At 68.9% G+C, this 13,896-nt stretch carries 16 protein-coding genes; 7 read left to right on the forward strand and 9 right to left on the reverse strand.

Annotated features, from left to right (window positions below; translation table 11 throughout):
• Nucleotides 1–41: 41 nt before the first annotated feature.
• Nucleotides 42–248 carry a hypothetical protein gene (locus NR810_RS12270; protein ID WP_257451675.1) on the reverse strand — a complete coding sequence of 69 codons (207 nt, stop codon included), beginning with the start codon at nt 246–248 and terminating at the stop codon, nt 42–44.
• 213 nt (nt 249–461) lie between these two features.
• Here NR810_RS12270 and NR810_RS12275 point away from each other — a divergent pair, with 213 nt between their 5' ends.
• On the forward strand, nt 462–1,130 hold the full coding sequence (locus tag NR810_RS12275) for a porin family protein (RefSeq protein WP_257451676.1): 669 nt from the start codon (nt 462–464) through the stop codon (nt 1,128–1,130).
• Between the two features lie 11 nt (nt 1,131–1,141).
• Here the strand turns inward: NR810_RS12275 and NR810_RS12280 are convergent, their stop codons facing one another.
• The 3 genes from NR810_RS12280 to NR810_RS12290 all read right to left on the reverse strand — a co-directional run bounded on the left by NR810_RS12280 (nt 1,142) and on the right by NR810_RS12290 (nt 3,561).
• Nucleotides 1,142–1,492, reverse strand: coding sequence for a hypothetical protein (locus NR810_RS12280; RefSeq protein WP_257451677.1), 351 nt, complete (start codon nt 1,490–1,492; stop codon nt 1,142–1,144).
• A 139-nt stretch (nt 1,493–1,631) separates the two neighbouring features.
• The gene (locus NR810_RS12285) at nt 1,632–2,438 is read right to left on the reverse strand and encodes an SEC-C domain-containing protein (RefSeq protein ID WP_257451678.1); all 807 of its coding nucleotides are present in this window, start codon (nt 2,436–2,438) and stop codon (nt 1,632–1,634) included.
• Nucleotides 2,431–3,561: a hypothetical protein gene (locus tag NR810_RS12290; protein WP_257451679.1), complete on the reverse strand. Its 1,131-nt coding sequence runs from the start codon at nt 3,559–3,561 to the stop codon at nt 2,431–2,433. Before NR810_RS12290 ends, NR810_RS12285 begins: the two co-directional genes overlap by 8 nt.
• Before the next feature lie 139 nt (nt 3,562–3,700).
• On the opposite strand from NR810_RS12290, the gene NR810_RS12295 reads away from it, so the two are divergent.
• The 4 genes from NR810_RS12295 to NR810_RS12315 all read left to right on the forward strand — a co-directional run bounded on the left by NR810_RS12295 (nt 3,701) and on the right by NR810_RS12315 (nt 7,027).
• Nucleotides 3,701–4,642, forward strand: coding sequence for a DUF2381 family protein (locus NR810_RS12295; protein ID WP_257451680.1), 942 nt, complete (start codon nt 3,701–3,703; stop codon nt 4,640–4,642).
• Between the two features lie 11 nt (nt 4,643–4,653).
• Nucleotides 4,654–5,145 (forward strand): serine/threonine protein kinase, encoded by a 492-nt coding sequence (locus NR810_RS12300; protein WP_257451681.1) that lies wholly within the window; start codon nt 4,654–4,656, stop codon nt 5,143–5,145.
• Nucleotides 5,146–5,853: 708 nt separating this feature from the next.
• The gene (locus tag NR810_RS12310; protein WP_257451682.1) at nt 5,854–6,642 is read left to right on the forward strand and encodes a DUSAM domain-containing protein; all 789 of its coding nucleotides are present in this window, start codon (nt 5,854–5,856) and stop codon (nt 6,640–6,642) included.
• A 22-nt stretch (nt 6,643–6,664) separates the two neighbouring features.
• Nucleotides 6,665–7,027 carry an immunity 52 family protein gene (locus NR810_RS12315; protein WP_326522498.1) on the forward strand — a complete coding sequence of 121 codons (363 nt, stop codon included), beginning with the start codon at nt 6,665–6,667 and terminating at the stop codon, nt 7,025–7,027.
• An 18-nt stretch (nt 7,028–7,045) separates the two neighbouring features.
• Here the strand turns inward: NR810_RS12315 and NR810_RS12320 are convergent, their stop codons facing one another.
• The gene (locus NR810_RS12320) at nt 7,046–8,116 is read right to left on the reverse strand and encodes a chemotaxis protein CheB (protein WP_257451684.1); all 1,071 of its coding nucleotides are present in this window, start codon (nt 8,114–8,116) and stop codon (nt 7,046–7,048) included.
• 247 nt (nt 8,117–8,363) lie between these two features.
• Here NR810_RS12320 and NR810_RS12325 point away from each other — a divergent pair, with 247 nt between their 5' ends.
• Both NR810_RS12325 and NR810_RS12330 read left to right on the forward strand, forming a co-directional pair.
• Nucleotides 8,364–9,269, forward strand: a complete 906-nt coding sequence (locus NR810_RS12325) for a flagellar motor protein MotB (RefSeq protein WP_257451687.1) — start codon at nt 8,364–8,366, stop codon at nt 9,267–9,269.
• A gap of 61 nt (nt 9,270–9,330) precedes the next feature.
• Nucleotides 9,331–10,488 (forward strand): cytochrome-c peroxidase, encoded by a 1,158-nt coding sequence (locus tag NR810_RS12330; RefSeq protein WP_257451690.1) that lies wholly within the window; start codon nt 9,331–9,333, stop codon nt 10,486–10,488.
• Here NR810_RS12330 and NR810_RS12335 read toward each other — a convergent pair.
• From NR810_RS12335 to NR810_RS12350, 4 genes are all read right to left on the reverse strand, one after another.
• Nucleotides 10,424–11,044: a biotin transporter BioY gene (locus NR810_RS12335; protein WP_257451692.1), complete on the reverse strand. Its 621-nt coding sequence runs from the start codon at nt 11,042–11,044 to the stop codon at nt 10,424–10,426. The two genes, NR810_RS12330 and NR810_RS12335, sit on opposite strands and share 65 nt — an antisense overlap.
• Entirely contained in the window at nt 11,041–11,652 is a 612-nt protein-coding gene (locus NR810_RS12340; protein ID WP_257451694.1) for an energy-coupling factor transporter transmembrane component T family protein, read from the reverse strand. Before NR810_RS12340 ends, NR810_RS12335 begins: the two co-directional genes overlap by 4 nt.
• Nucleotides 11,649–12,323, reverse strand: coding sequence for an energy-coupling factor ABC transporter ATP-binding protein (locus NR810_RS12345; RefSeq protein ID WP_257451698.1), 675 nt, complete (start codon nt 12,321–12,323; stop codon nt 11,649–11,651). The genes NR810_RS12340 and NR810_RS12345 overlap by 4 nt, the downstream gene beginning before the upstream one ends.
• Before the next feature lie 190 nt (nt 12,324–12,513).
• Nucleotides 12,514–13,881 (reverse strand): NAD(P)/FAD-dependent oxidoreductase, encoded by a 1,368-nt coding sequence (locus NR810_RS12350; RefSeq protein ID WP_257451700.1) that lies wholly within the window; start codon nt 13,879–13,881, stop codon nt 12,514–12,516.
• Between the last annotated feature and the right edge of the window lie 15 nt (nt 13,882–13,896).

The raw sequence follows: 13,896 nt of genomic DNA on the forward strand, positions 1-13,896 counted from the left end.
TCGCCACACCCGGATGCCGGAGCCGGGTGTGGCCCTGTGACCTACACCACCTCACCCCGTGAGAAGATGCGCCGCAGCAGGGCCTCTCCCTCGGAGCGGGGAGGCGCCGGAGACAGGAACGACGGCACCTCCCGCGTCACGACGCGAGGGGAGTCCCGTCGCTGGCCCTTCGCCCAGCACGGGAGGGGGGAGCGGAGACAGGCCGTGTCCGGCCTGGTGAACGGAAGCTGTCCGGTCTGGCGGAACATGGGGACTCCTTGGAAAGGAACGGCGCACCAGACGCAGTGTGCCCTCCGGGCCTGACATGTCAGGTCGTCCCGGCCCGTATTCCCTCCTGCCTGCCCCTCCCCTACCGTCCGTTGGACTCCAGGCGAGGAGCCGGACCCCTCGCTTCGAGCCATTGCCACCCTCTCCGCCTCAACCCCAGCTTGCCAGCGGACACTCGAAAGGAGTCCATCACCATGAAGTCCGTCATCCGGATGGGTTTGTGTGTCGCGGCGCTGTGGGGCGGCGCGGCACTCGCGGGAGACGACAGCTGGAAGCAGCCATACGGCGGCTCCGGACAGGCCGGGCAGGATGAGCCACGACCGGTATACCGGACCGTGGAGAGAGGGGCGGACACGGGCCTCTACATCCTGCTGGGCGGCGGCACCGACGGCTACACCGGCCAGCTCGCACCCGAGCTGAACCCGGGCTTCGCCTATGGCGCCACCGTCGGTGTGAAGCCCTCGAAGATCCTCGGCCTGGAAGTGGGCTACAGCGGCGGCATGAACGACATCGACCTGGCGGGACCGGGCGGCGTGGCCGATGGCGCGGACATCGTGCGCAACGGCGCCCAGGCGGCCGTCACCGTGGGACTCACCCCCACGCGGCTGCAGCCCTACGTCATGGGCGGCATCGGCATCGAGAACTTCAACGTGCGCGGCGCCGGCCCGGTGTTCGGCTTCCAGGATGACACCAGCGGGTACGTGCCCGCCGGCGTGGGCCTGCGCTACAACATCGGCAGGCTGCTCACCGCGGATGCCCGGGTGAACTACAACATCCCGTTCGAGCAGGACTTCGCCCCCGTCGACAACAACATCGGCAACGGGCGCTACCAGGCACTGCTCCAGTTCGGCGGTACGTACTAGCCGTCCGGACCTCAGGGGAAGCGCGCGAGGAAGGCACCCAGCTTCACGCCCGCCTCGCGCGTGGCCGGGTCCAGGCTCTTGGGCCCGGCCGCTGGGAGTTGCATCGCCAGTTCCACCAGGGCTGGCTTCATCTCGTCCCAGGCCGCCGTGGCTTCCGGCTCGCTGTCGAAGTAGCGGCGGTGCACCAACCACCCCGAAATCCCGCACGTCAGCGCATGGAACGAGCGCGAGGGGTCCTCTTCCAGGGTGAGCCGCAACCCCGCCGGGTGCTCCTCGTCCCGGACGATGGTGCCGCCCTCCGCGCCACCCAGCCCCAACGTGCTCCCGCCCTCCGCCGGCCTCCAACTCTGCTCGTCGCTCATCGCCTCACGTGCCTCCCGCGTGGAGTCCACCCGCCTGGCGAGCGACCCGCAACCGCCCGCGTGCCCGCCCGTACGGTACCGGGCAACGGAGCGCTCCTCCTCCAGGGCGCCCCACGAGCGTCCTCGAGTGGAGCGGACCTTAACGGGAGTCGCGGCCCAGGTGGCACTCCTCGTACCTCAAACCGCTGCCACACCAGCAGGGATCGTCCCCCCCGGGAGGCGTCGGGAGTGGGGACATCGAGTCGAGCATCCGCCACAGCATCCCGCCGAGCCACCGCCGCGAGCGCCGGGCCCGCTCGAGCTTCTCGCGCTGGGCCGCGTCGAGCGTCCCGCCGAGCTTCACGAGGGCACTCTCCAGCTCGATGAGGGCCTGGTTGGCGAAGAGATCCTCCACGTCCTCGTCCACCGGACACGCATCGAAGGCCCGCTTCAGGGGCTCGATGGCCCGAGGGTCTCCGTAGCGCGCCAGGGCCAACGCGCCCTGACCGGGGTCCTCCTGGAGCAGCTCGAGGAGCGCCTCGAAGATGCGCTCGTCCCGCGCACCGCTGTGAGCCAGCACGGAGAGCTGGCCGAGGCGCGCATCCAGGGTCCGGGCCTCGGCGAGCACCTCCAGCGCGACGGGGGCCACCGCGGGCCCCAGGTCCTCCAGCGCGTAGAGCAGCGCGTCATGGAGCACCTCCCCGGGCCGGGTGAGCAGGAGCCGCCGCACCAGGGGTTCGAGGGCCTCGGGAGCCCGGAGCTCCGACAGCAGCTCCGCCGCGTGCACGGGCGCGTACCCGCCCCCCGGCGCCTCCTCCCGGGTCAACGACTCGTCCCGGAGGAGCGCCAGCAACGGCTCCACCGCCTCGGAGCCACGCGCGAGGATGTCCGCGCGCAGCCGGGAGGGGACGAGGCGGGTGTGCTCCAGGAGCTGGCGCACCAGCTCCCGCGTGTCCCGCTCAGCCATGGGGCCACCCTCCGCGCAGGGACTGGTGGGCCTCGTCCACGAGTTGGGGGTCGTTCGACACCGTGAGCTGCTCGGGCAGGGACGCGAGCACCTCCCAGACGCGCTCCCACCACTCCGCCAGCTCCGGCTCGCTCACCAGCCCGAGCCGGTGCAGGTACTCGCTCCACGGGCGCAGCGCCATGGCCGTGGCCGCGTGCACGTGCGGGTGCAGGCTGCGCTCATCTGGGATGGAGCGCACCCAGTGCTCCAGGTCCTCCGGCACGGGCAGCAGCACGTGCATGGCGCGAGTCATCACCCCCTGGTAGCCGAAGGGACCGGGCAGCAGGTGGAAGAGCTCCGGGAAGACGAGCTGCGTGCGCCCCCACGGCCAGCCCCACCGCGCACGCAGCTCCGGCTCGAAGGACAGCAGCAGCGTCCGCTGCTCGTCGAAGAACGCCTCTGGAGACATGCTGAGCAGGAACTGCTGGGTGCGGCGCTTCCAGGGCTCCCGGCCGGTGCGCAGCGCCAGCGCCCGCTCCACCCAGTGCGGCACCGCCCTGGCGAAGGTGGACAGGCGCGCGTTCAACGCCTCCAGCCCCAGGTCCGGCGCCTCGCGCAGCGCCACGTCCATGCACGTGAGCACCGAGCGCGACACATAGTCGACGCGCGTCCACTCGGCGAGCGTCTCGTCCTCGCGCACCTGGGGCCACGCCTCCAACAGGCCCGCGAGCGCCTCCTCGATGCGGCCCCGGTAGAGACACCACTCGGCGAGTCGCATCACCAGGGTCGCATCCCCCGTCTCGCGAGCCAGCGCGGTGAGCGCGCCCTTCACGTCCCGGCCGGGCAGGCGCAGGGACAGCTCCGCGCGCCAGGTGCGCACCGCCGGCTCCGCGTCGTGCACGCGAGGGACCCGCTCCCGCCAGTCATCGAGCAGCCCCTCGAGCTCCTCGTACCGGCCCGCCGCTTCGAGCGCCTCCTCGACGCGGCTGCCCACCTCGAAGGCATCCTCCTCGTCGAATCCCGGATGCATCGCGGCCTCGCGCGCCAGCACCAGCTTCTCGTCGACGGAGGCCTCCGCCAGCCGCTCATAGAAGGAGAGGGGCAGCTCCTCGCGCTCCGTCCCCTGCCGTGGATCGTTTCCCATGCGCGGAGCACTGTAGACACGACCGCAAAAGTTGGCATGGAAATACGACCTTAAATGTCATAATGTGCGAAGCCTGCTCGTCGGCCCAGACGTGCTCGGCCGGGTGCATGCAACCCATTGTGAGAGGTTGTGCCGTGCCATGCGGAAGTTCCTACTGCGTCAGCCGCCCCTGCTGCTTCTCCTCATGGCGTTCGCGGCCGTTGCCAGGGAGCGTGAACCCAACGTGCGCAACGTCTATGTCCGGGACGATCCAAAGGACGAAGCGAAACGCGTGTACGTCACCGGCGAGGTGGTCACCGTTCTCCGGTTCCAGCAGCCCTGTGACCCGGAGCGAACGAAGATGCTGGGCTGGGAAGGCCGCTTCGAGCCCGTGCAGTGCGCCGGAAAGTCGGTGCTCATCGTACCGCTCCAGGACCTCGAACCCGAGGATCGCTTCCTCCTACTGGTGACGCTCACGGACGGGAAGGAACTACCGTTCACCGTAACGGCCACCGGGAAGAAGGAGCGGGAGCGGCCCGACCAACAAGTGAATGTGTTCCTCGATCCGGAGACCCGGGAGGCCCTCCAGGCGCAGCTGAAGGACGCACGCACCCGGGCGCAGCTTCTCGAGGAAGCAAGCAGACGTCATTGGAAGGAAGATACCGAGGACCACGCGCTCGCCAGATTCCTGGCGAAAGACTCTTTGAGGCTCACGCCGCTTCGTGCCCGGAAGCGCTGGTACTTCAAGAACAAGGGGGCGACCATCGAGGCCACCGTACTCACCGGCAAGGCCAAGGCAGCGGTCTTGTTCCATGTGACCAACAGCGATCCGACCAGGCCTTGGAGCTTGTCCGGGGCGCGTCTCCTGACCACACGACCAGGAGAGAAGGCTCCCGTGTTGTTCGGAGAGGCGAAACCGTTCGCGCTACAGAAAGACTGGGACGAGCTTGGCCCGGGCGCATCCGGTTCCCTCGCTGTCGTCGTGGACAAGAGCGCGTTCACTTCACGAGAGGGTCCTTGCGACCTGACCGTGGAGTTGTACCGCCAGGATGGTCTGCTGGAGACCCATATTCTTCTAGATCGTCGTCTTGTCCGTGAGTAAGAGCGCCAGCCATGCCTTCGACCAGAGCACTGCGCCCACTCGTGGTTGTAGTCCTGCTCATCGCGACCTCGGGCTGCCCTTCGGGCGGCGTGCTCCTGAGGCCAGACGGCAGCCCCGGACCGGAGAAATGCCCGGAAGAAGCCCTCAAGGCCATGCGGATTCTGCGTCTGCGAGTGGGGGACTCCGCCTTTGTCGAGCTCGACGTGAACCAGACAGACACCAGTCCCATCACTCTGTACGAGGGACCTGTCGAGAGCATGCTGAACGGAGACCTCGGTCCCCTCGAATCGCCCACTCGCCTCTACGGACGCGTCTGGACGGGTGGCCCGCAGGTCGTCGTCCGGTATTACGAAGCGAAGCCACCGGACGGGGACACCATTCCGATCTGTGCGGTGGCGAGGCTCGCACATGGCCAGCTCAAGAAATTGCCCGGCTCGAAGCCAGGGATGGCCGTACTCGAGTTTTCGGGGGCTGGGGTCTACATCGTAGACTCGTTCCGGTGAGAGCCGGGTGACGCAGACCCTCACCCCGACCCTCTCTTGGTGGGAGAAAAAACGGTTCTCCAAGAGTTTCGGGCACCTGGCTTGAATTGATGGGGGGTCAAAAACCATCAATTCAGGTCTCCCCTGGCGCTCGCAGCTACATTCTCCACTACGCGGGACCTGCACCAGAAGTGCACCGACCGGCGGGGGCGTTCGGGCAGGGTGTCCCGGGCTTCGACTCGGGGCGCTTCCTGAGTTGACCGTCTCCAAGTCGAGCAACCGCGCAAATGGGCACGGTATCTCCGTCCGGTGGTTTCGCCTCGTAGTACCGGACGACAACCTGTGGCCCACTCGTCCACACCCGTCCGTAAAGCCGTGTGGCGGGCTCAAGCGTGCCAAGCGAGCCATCAAGCACGCTCTCGACCGGCCCCTCCTGGAGCGTGATGGGCCTTGCGCCAATCTGGTTGGCGTCGAGCTCAACGTCCGTAGCGTCACTGACGTGCATCCGAAGAATCCGCATCGTTTTCAGGGCTTCTTCCGGGCACTTCTCCGGTCCAGGGGTGCCATCCGCTCTCAGGGACACTCCCGCCGATGGGCAGCCAAGAGACGTAAGAATCAAACCAATACGACGGGTGGACGGGTGATTGCCACGATTGCCTGCGGTTGTGTGAAGGGCAGCACAAATGGCCTACCAAGAAATGCCACTGACCCTCAAATGCAAGTGCGCACATGAACGGTGAGACCGATTGGGACGATGTGTGGGAATTGGCTCGTGCCGTGCTCGAAAACGGCGCCCCGTTGAACCTCACCGACGAGACGCGCGCCCTCCTTCTGCGGGTCGCTCAGGAGGTGGCCATCAGCAAGCAGGATGCGGAAGATGCTTTGCGCAGCTTGCCCGCCGCCACGACGATGCTACGGGAAATTGACCGGCGCATCCATGATGGATCTTGGCGCCTGACCGACGCTCGAAACCGGGCGAAGAAGCTGCGAGACGAGGGGGACTTCGACGGGGCACAGCAAGTCATGCATGACGTGCTCGCCGTGGAGGTTGTCCCCTTCTACCGGGAGCAAGCCGAAATCACGCTGGAGAGCTTGGCTGGGCTGGCGGAGGTGCACGCAACCGGGCGGCTCAATCCGAACCTACACGACCGGCAGCAACTCGCGGCGCTTTCCCTCCGAGTCCAGCAGGGTCACGCCCTGGCACTCACCGACGACTTGTGCGCCCTTCTTCGCCGGACCGCCCCCACGGCAGCCATCAGCGAGACCGAGACGGAAGAGGCCCTGAAGAGCCCGGAAGGCGCCGAGGCCCTGATGGGGATGGTCCTCTCTCGTTTCCGGGAGAGCGAGCGCCGATTCTTGAATTCGATGTACCGGATGACGAGCCTCCGGGACTCGGGTGACACCGAAGGTGCGCGCCAACAGATGCGTGACGTGCTCGCCGTGGAGATCGTGCCGCAATACCGCCGGATGGCCGAGGAACAACTAAGGGGCCTCGACAGTTCGCCCCCGGAGTCGTGACGGCTGGGGACGCCGGTCAAACATGAGTCGTGTGCTCACCGTGCCGGTTTTGACAAAGGTGATGCGTGCCCTCGTGTTGTCCTGGGAACCAGACTGGGGCGGAGTGATTTCATACGGCTACCAACATCTCAGGGACGAACCCGTGGGCCCTCCTCACACGGGCTGGCTGATGTACTTCTCACGCCGCCGGGGAGAGGTGCCCCCCCTGCCCGCGCCCGTGCGCGTCGAGCCCGTGGAGGACAAGGGCTCGCTCGTCATCCTCACCCCCGAGCGCTTCACCGTGGACAACCCGGCCCACGTCTCACTCGCCGATGAGGTGCGCACGTTGCTCGACCGGGCCGGCTTGTTGAAGGAAACAGGCGACGGTGGCCCCGTCCAGGCGTAGGAGACCTCCGCCAGACCCTCACCCCGACCCTCTCCCAGAGGGAGAGGGAGGGAAGGGCGCGGAGCTCCGGGCCAGGGAGATCAGCAGCGCCGACATCTCCGAGGGCGTGAGGATCTGACTCGCCGCCCCCATCGCCCTCGCCGCTCCCGGCATCCCATCCACCACGCAGCTCGCGCCGTCCTGCACCACCGTGAGCGCTCCCGCCCGGCGCATCGCCAGCAACCCCCTCGCCCCGTCCTCTCCCATCCCCGTCAGCAACAGCCCCACCGCCCTCGCGCCGTGGAACCCCGCCACGCTCTCGAAGAGCACGTCCACCGAGGGCACCGACACCCCCCTCGCCGGCTGCGTCTGCAACCGCCCTCCCCGCACCACCAGGTCCCGGTCCGCCGGTGACACGAACACCGCCCCCGGCTCCAGCCACTCCCCCCCCATCGCCACCACCGTCCGGTGCCCCGTCCCCCCCAGCCAGCGCGCGAAGCTCGGCTCGAATCCCCGGATGATGTGCTGCGCCACCAGCACCGGAAAGGGTGCCGGCGAGGGCAGCGCCCGCAGCAGCTCGTACACGAGCGGCGGCGCCCCCGTGGAGCCTCCAATCGCCAGCAGCGCGCATGACTTCCCCTCGGAGAGGGTCGTCACGGGCCGCGCCACCTGCACCACCGGCATGTTCGGGGGCGTCCGCCTCCGTCCCACCACCCGCGCGTGCGCCATCACCCGCACCGTGCGCAGCAGCCGCTCCCGGAACTCCTTCACCGCGTCCAGCCCCCCCGCCGTGGGCTTGGCCAACACGTCCACCGCTCCCGCCCTCAGCGACTCGAACGTCCGGTCCCTCCCGGGCGTGTCCAACTGCCCGCTGAGCACCACGATGGGACAGGGCGCCGTGGCCATGATCTCCGCGATGGCATCCACCCCATCCATCCCCGGCAACACCAGGTCCATCAGCACCAGCTGGGGATTCCAACGACGCACCGCGGCCACGGCGTCACGGCCGTCCGTCACCTGTGGCAACAGCTCGATGTCCGGCTCGCGCCGGAGGATCTGCTCGAGAAAGGCGGCGACGGAGCGCGAGTCCTCAACCAGCAGCAGCTTCACCTGAGCGGCCTCCCCGGCCTGTCAGCTCTCGCATCAGACCCAGGAAGAAGGCCTGTTCGAACCCACCTCTTATCACGTACGCGTCCACGCCCGCCTCTCCTCGCACGGAGTGAGAAGGACCCGGGGCTCCACCGGCCATGACGGGAATGCCCCTTGCGAGCGGGAAGGACTGCCCCAGAATGTCGCGCGCATGACGGACGTTCCCGCGGCCGGGCGGCGTCCGAGCTCCTCACCCACCGGGTCTCCCTTGGTCCCAAGACTCCTGCTCTGCCTCCTGCTCTTGCCCGGCCTGGCCATGGCCCAGACGCCCCAGCCCCTGCCCGCCTTCGAGCTGGAACGGCTGCAACTCGAGCCGTCCGGATTGGGCTCGCTGGTGGTGGGCACCGGCCGCACGTTGGACCCGGGCGTCGTCCGCGTGTCGCTCCAGGCGCACTTCGAGCACCTGCCCCTCAACTTCGCCAGGACGTGGGATCCGGTGGTCCACTCCATGGCCCTGGTGCAGAACCGGCTCACCGGGCACGTCACCGCCGCCGTCGGCGTGCTGCCCTGGCTCCAGCTCGGCGCGCAGCTGCCCTATATCGTGGACCAACAGGGAGACTCCTTCCGGGGCATCACCCCGCCCGAGGGCCGGGGAATGGGCACACCCTGGCTGTCGGTGCGTGCGGCCCCACTCCAGGTGAAGAACGGCGCGCCGTTGAACCTCGGCCTGGAGCTCTCGGCCGGACTGCCGGTGGGCAGCACGGAGCTGCTCGCGCGGGACACGTTCGCGGTGAACCCCCGGGTGCAGGCCAGCATCCAGGGCGAGGGCTACCAGGTGGGCGCCGAGGTGGGCGCCCTGCTGCGCCCCGGGTATGACCTGTCGCCACTGTCCCAACGCACGCAGGACGTGGTGGGCAGCGAGCTGCGCGTGGGCGCCACCGTCACCTCGCGCGGAGAGAATGGCACCTCCACCCGGCCCGAGCTCAGCGTACTGCTGAACCTTCCGCTCCAGGGAGGCCGGCCCAGCGGCGAGGTGCTGCTGGGCGTCCGCAAGCACGCCCTGAAGGGGTTGGATCTCTACTTCCTCGGAGGGCCCGGCATGGGCACCGCCGTGGACATCCCCGTCCTCCGGTTTCTCGTGGGCGCCTCCTTCGTCACGGGAGAGGCGGACTGACCGGGGGGCATGGTCCCGCACGGTATTCCGGGGTTACAGTGCTCGCATGAGTCGTCAACCCTTGCGTCGCTGGATGCTGGCGGGAGCCCTCGCTGGCTCCCTGGGCCTGTCGTGCACGGAGCCCGAAGAGCCTTTCCCCAACCTCGACGAGCTCGAGCTGCTCCAGAACCTGCACAGCCCCACGCGCAACCCGCCCAGGGACCCGACGAACAAGTACGGCGACAACCCGGTGGCGGCGGCGCTGGGCCATCGGCTCTTCGACGACCCGGGCCTGTCGAGCTGCGGCACCATCTCCTGCAAGAGCTGCCATGACGGCGAGGGCCGCACGGTGGACACGGCGGTGGCGGAGGGCTGCAACGGCAAGCTCACCGGGCGCAACCCGCCCTCCATCCTGAACACGGGCTACAGCACCTGGTTCATGTGGGACGGGCGCGCGGACCGGCTGTGGAACCAGGCACTGCTGCCGCTGCTGAGCCCCATCGAGATGGACTCCAGCGCCGACCTCCTGCGCGCCCGCCTGTCCGAGGCCTACGCGGAGGACTACCGCGGCCTCTTCGGCAAGCTGCCCTCGGAGGAGGAGGACGACGAGCAGCTGCTGGCCAACTTCGGCAAGGTCATCGCCGCGTACGAGCGCACGGTGAACCGCACCGACGCGCCTTTCGACCAGGACGTCATCCGCTTCCTCGCCGCGGTGGCGGCGGGCACGGCCGAGAAGGACCCGGCGTACCTGGGGCTGAAGACCTTCGTGCGCAAGGGCCAGTGCGCCGCGTGCCACAAGGGCCCGATGCTGAGCGACGACCAGTTCCACAACATCGGGGTGAAGGACCAGAGCGACAGCCAGCGCGGCGTGATGGCGGCGGCCGACACGCTGCTCGCGTGGACCTTCAACTCGGCGGGACCCTACAGCGACGCGGCCGCGGGCAGCGTCGAGTCGGGACGGTTGCAGCGGTTGAGCAGCGACGTGAAGCAGAAGAGCGCGGAGCTGGAGGGCGCCTACAAGACGCCCACGCTGCGCAACGTGACGCTGACGGCGCCGTACATGCACACCGGCGAGCTGAAGACGCTCGAGGACGTCATCGACCTGTACGACAAGGGCGGCGAGCCCCGGGGCAACTACGCGGGCGAGGTGTCCATCACCATCAAGCCGCTGGAGCTCACCGACGAGGAGAAGAAGGCGCTGGTGAAGCTGCTGGAGTCGATGACGGGGGCGCCGAGGTAGCCCCGGCGGGCCGGGGCGGCTGGATGAGCGGCCAGGCGCGCTTGAGGGTGACGGCGACGGAGGCGGCCACGGCCGCCTTCACGCAATCACCGGGAAGGAAGGCGAGCGAGCCCAGGGCGGCCTTCGCGAGCGGCAGGTTCGCCGCCACGGCGAGCCACGGAATCCCCACGGCGTAGAGGACGCCGATGCCGCCGAGCACGTTGATGGCGAAGGCGAGCGGCACCGAGAGGCGTGACCAGGCGCGCTCGGTGAGCCAGCCGATGACGAAGGCCCCGGGCAGGAAGCCCACGAAGAAGCCACCGGTGGGCCCCACGTAGACGGAGAGCCCGCCATTGCCTCCAGCGAGCAGCGGCAACCCCGCGGCCACGAGCAGGTGGAAGAGCAGCAGGGACAGGCCCGCCTTGCGCGCGCCGAGCGAGGAGCCGGCGAGCATCACCCCGAGCGTCTGGGCGGTGATGGGGACGGGGATGAAGGGCAGCGCGAGGGGAGGCATCAGCCCGAGCGCGGCCACGATGGCGGCGAACAGGGCGACATGGACGAGGTCGCGGGTCTTCACGAGGGTTCCTCGGGGTCGAAGCAGCGCGCGTCGATGGCGTCGGCGAGCGTGTCGGCGGTGCGGAGTGTCTTGACGAGCAGCGGGACGAGCACGGCGAGGGGATTGCGTTCCAGGCCGCGCACGCGCTGGGCCTCCTGGATTTCACGCAGCCAGGTGGCCAGCAGGGGGATGAAGCGCAGGGTGAGGGAGAGCAGCAGGCCCAGCCGCGCGGGACTCAGCCCGAAGCGGGCCAGGGGGCGGAAGGCGCGCTCCAGGGACTCGAGCATGTCCGAGGCGCGCGTCGTCTGGGAGACGAGCGTGGCGAGCAGCAGCAACACGGCGAGCCGCAGCACGGACTCCAGCGCGAACACCCAGCCGGACAGCCACACCTGCATGAGGAAGAGCGGGCCGAGCACGAAGGCGGAGAGCCGGAGGACGGGGGCGACCTCGCGCGGGCGCAGGCGCGCGAGCCCGTAGAGGCCGAGCGTGACGGCGAGCGCGGCGGAGACGACGGGCAGGGAGCGGAAGAGCAGCAGCCCCGTGCCGGCCGCGAGCAGCGCGAGCATCTTGGCGCCCGCAGGGACGGCGTGGAGGGGCGAGTCCCGGTGGAGGTAGACGCCGAGGCTCACGCCATCATCCGGACGTAGGCGTCGAGGGCGACGGAGGGGACGTCATCGAGGACGATGCGGCCCTCGTCGAAGACGAGCACGCGGTCGAAGTCGCGCAGCAGCTCCAGGTCGTGCGAGACGACGATGGCCGTCTGGGGCATGTCGTGGATGGCCCGGGCGAGACGGCGCTTGTTGCGCAGATCGAGCAGCGTGGTGGGCTCGTCGAAGACGACGTAGCGGGGCTCCATGACGAGCACGGAGGAGAGCGCCAGGAGCTGCTTCTGACCGCCACTGAGGAGGTGGGCGGGGTGTTGACGGAAGCCCTCCAGACCGTAGCGGCGGAGGATGGAGGTGACGCGCTCGGAGATTTCGGCCGGAGGGAGACGGAGGTTCTTCAACCCGAAGGCGATGTCCTCCTCGACGGTGGGGAGGACGATCTGGTTGTCGGGGTTCTGGAAGACGAAGCCCACCTTGCGGCGGACGGCACGGGCGTCCTTGCGGGTATCGAGCCCCTCGACGAGGACCTGACCCTGATCGGGAACGAGGAGCCCGTTGAGGAGACGGACGAAGGTGCTCTTGCCGGAACCATTGGAACCGACCACGGCGACGCGGCGCTCGGAGAGGGAGAGGTCGAGCCCCTTGAGGACGTGGTGCTCACCGAAGTGGTGGTTGACGGCGCGGAGCTGGATCATCGCTGCGGAAACGAGCGAGTGACTGTAGCGCCTTTTTGGTTCCGTGCATGTCCCCTCTCCCTCTGGGAGAGGGCTAGGGTGAGGGTATTTCGTCCTCCCGGTGCGCCCCCCGTCACACGGAGAGCAACCCGGGACCCGTATACCCTCACCCCGTCCCTCTCCCAGAGGGAGAGGGTCTGACCCGGGTCACTCAGTGCATGTGCGTCGGCTCGGGCTCGGGCCGCGTCAGGCCGACACCGGGGTGCTCCTCGCCGTGAGCCTCGGCGTCAGGAAGCGCCTGGGTGGACTGGATGGGAGGGAGCTTCCCCGCATGCAGGCCGGTGATGAGCCGCACGTCCCGCCGCTTGGTGAGATACGTGTAGGCCCAGTCGAACATCACGGCCAGCTTGTTCCGGAAGCCGATGAGGAAGGTGATGTGGATGCCCAGCCACATCAACCAGGCGGGCTTGCCGCGCAGGCGGACCTTGTCGTAGAGCACGCCGATCGCCGAGCCCCGGCCGATGACGGCGAAGGAGCCCTTGTCGTGGTAGCGGAACGGCTCCAGCGGCAGGCCCTCGATGCGGCGGCGGATGTTCCTGGCCACGTGCCGGCCCATCTGCATGGCCGCCGGGGCGATGCCCGGCACCGGCTTGCCGTCCTGCATCAGCGAGGCGAGGTCACCAATCACGAAGACGTCCTCGTGGCCGGGAACGGTCAGCGTGGGCTCCACCTTCACGCGGCCGGCCCTGTCGAGCGGCACGCCGAGCGTACGAGCCAGGGGAGAAGCGGCCACGCCGGCGCCCCAGAGCACCGTGCGCGCGCGGATGCGGGTGTCGCCAACGGAGACGCCCTCTTCGTCCACGGCGGTGACCATGGCACCGGTGCGCACCTCCACGCCGAGCTTCTCGAGGTCCGCGCGCGCCCTCTGTGAGAGCTCCTCGGGATAGGTATTGAGGACGCGGGGGAGGCCCTCCAGGAGGAGGACGCGAGCCTGGGAGACGTCGACGCGGCGGAAGTCCCGGGGCAGGGAGTGCCGGGTCATGTACGCGAGGGCGCCGGCCAGCTCCACGCCGGTGGGGCCGGCACCGATGATGACGAAGGTGAGCCACTCGCGCCGGCGCTCGGGGTCGGGATCGCGCTCGGCGGCCTCGAGGGCCAGCAGCACGCGCTCGCGGATGGTCCTCGCGTCGTCGATGGTCTTGAGACCGGGGGCGAACCGGGCCCACTCCGGATGACCGAAGTACGAGTGCGTGGCGCCGGTGGCGAGCACCAGGGTGTCGTAGGGGATGTCGCCGCCGTCACAGACGACCACCTTGCGCTCCATGTCGATGGAGCTGGCCTCGGCGAGCAGCACGGTGGTGTTGCGGCCGCGCAGCACCTGGCGGATGGGGGCGGAGATGTCACCCGGGCTGAGGACGGCGGTGGCCACCTGGTAGAGCAGCGGCTGGAACAGGTGGTGGTTGTACCGGTCGAGCACGGTCACCTCGACGGGGGACTTCCGCAGCTTGCTCGCCGCCTGAAGTCCACCGAAGCCCGCGCCGACGATGACCACACGATGCCTCTGCGGGTTGTTTTCCATGCGCACAAAGGTGGT

Source organism: Archangium lipolyticum (assembly GCF_024623785.1).
Taxonomy (GTDB): domain Bacteria; phylum Myxococcota; class Myxococcia; order Myxococcales; family Myxococcaceae; genus Archangium; species Archangium lipolyticum.

Excerpts from the sequence above, each read along its gene's own strand:
- NR810_RS12345 (WP_257451698.1), bottom strand. The coding sequence starts at position 12,323 with ATGATCCAGCTCCGCGCCGTCAACCACCACTTCGGTGAGCACCACGTC.
- NR810_RS12280 (WP_257451677.1), bottom strand. The coding sequence starts at position 1,492 with ATGAGCGACGAGCAGAGTTGGAGGCCGGCGGAGGGCGGGAGCACGTTG.
- NR810_RS12350 (WP_257451700.1), bottom strand. The coding sequence starts at position 13,881 with ATGGAAAACAACCCGCAGAGGCATCGTGTGGTCATCGTCGGCGCGGGC.
- NR810_RS12295 (WP_257451680.1), top strand. The coding sequence starts at position 3,701 with ATGCGGAAGTTCCTACTGCGTCAGCCGCCCCTGCTGCTTCTCCTCATG.
- NR810_RS12310 (WP_257451682.1), top strand. The coding sequence starts at position 5,854 with ATGAACGGTGAGACCGATTGGGACGATGTGTGGGAATTGGCTCGTGCC.
- NR810_RS12315 (WP_326522498.1), top strand. The coding sequence starts at position 6,665 with ATGAGTCGTGTGCTCACCGTGCCGGTTTTGACAAAGGTGATGCGTGCC.
- NR810_RS12290 (WP_257451679.1), bottom strand. The coding sequence starts at position 3,561 with ATGGGAAACGATCCACGGCAGGGGACGGAGCGCGAGGAGCTGCCCCTC.
- NR810_RS12275 (WP_257451676.1), top strand. The coding sequence starts at position 462 with ATGAAGTCCGTCATCCGGATGGGTTTGTGTGTCGCGGCGCTGTGGGGC.
- NR810_RS12300 (WP_257451681.1), top strand. The coding sequence starts at position 4,654 with ATGCCTTCGACCAGAGCACTGCGCCCACTCGTGGTTGTAGTCCTGCTC.
- NR810_RS12285 (WP_257451678.1), bottom strand. The coding sequence starts at position 2,438 with ATGGCTGAGCGGGACACGCGGGAGCTGGTGCGCCAGCTCCTGGAGCAC.
- NR810_RS12270 (WP_257451675.1), bottom strand. The coding sequence starts at position 248 with ATGTTCCGCCAGACCGGACAGCTTCCGTTCACCAGGCCGGACACGGCC.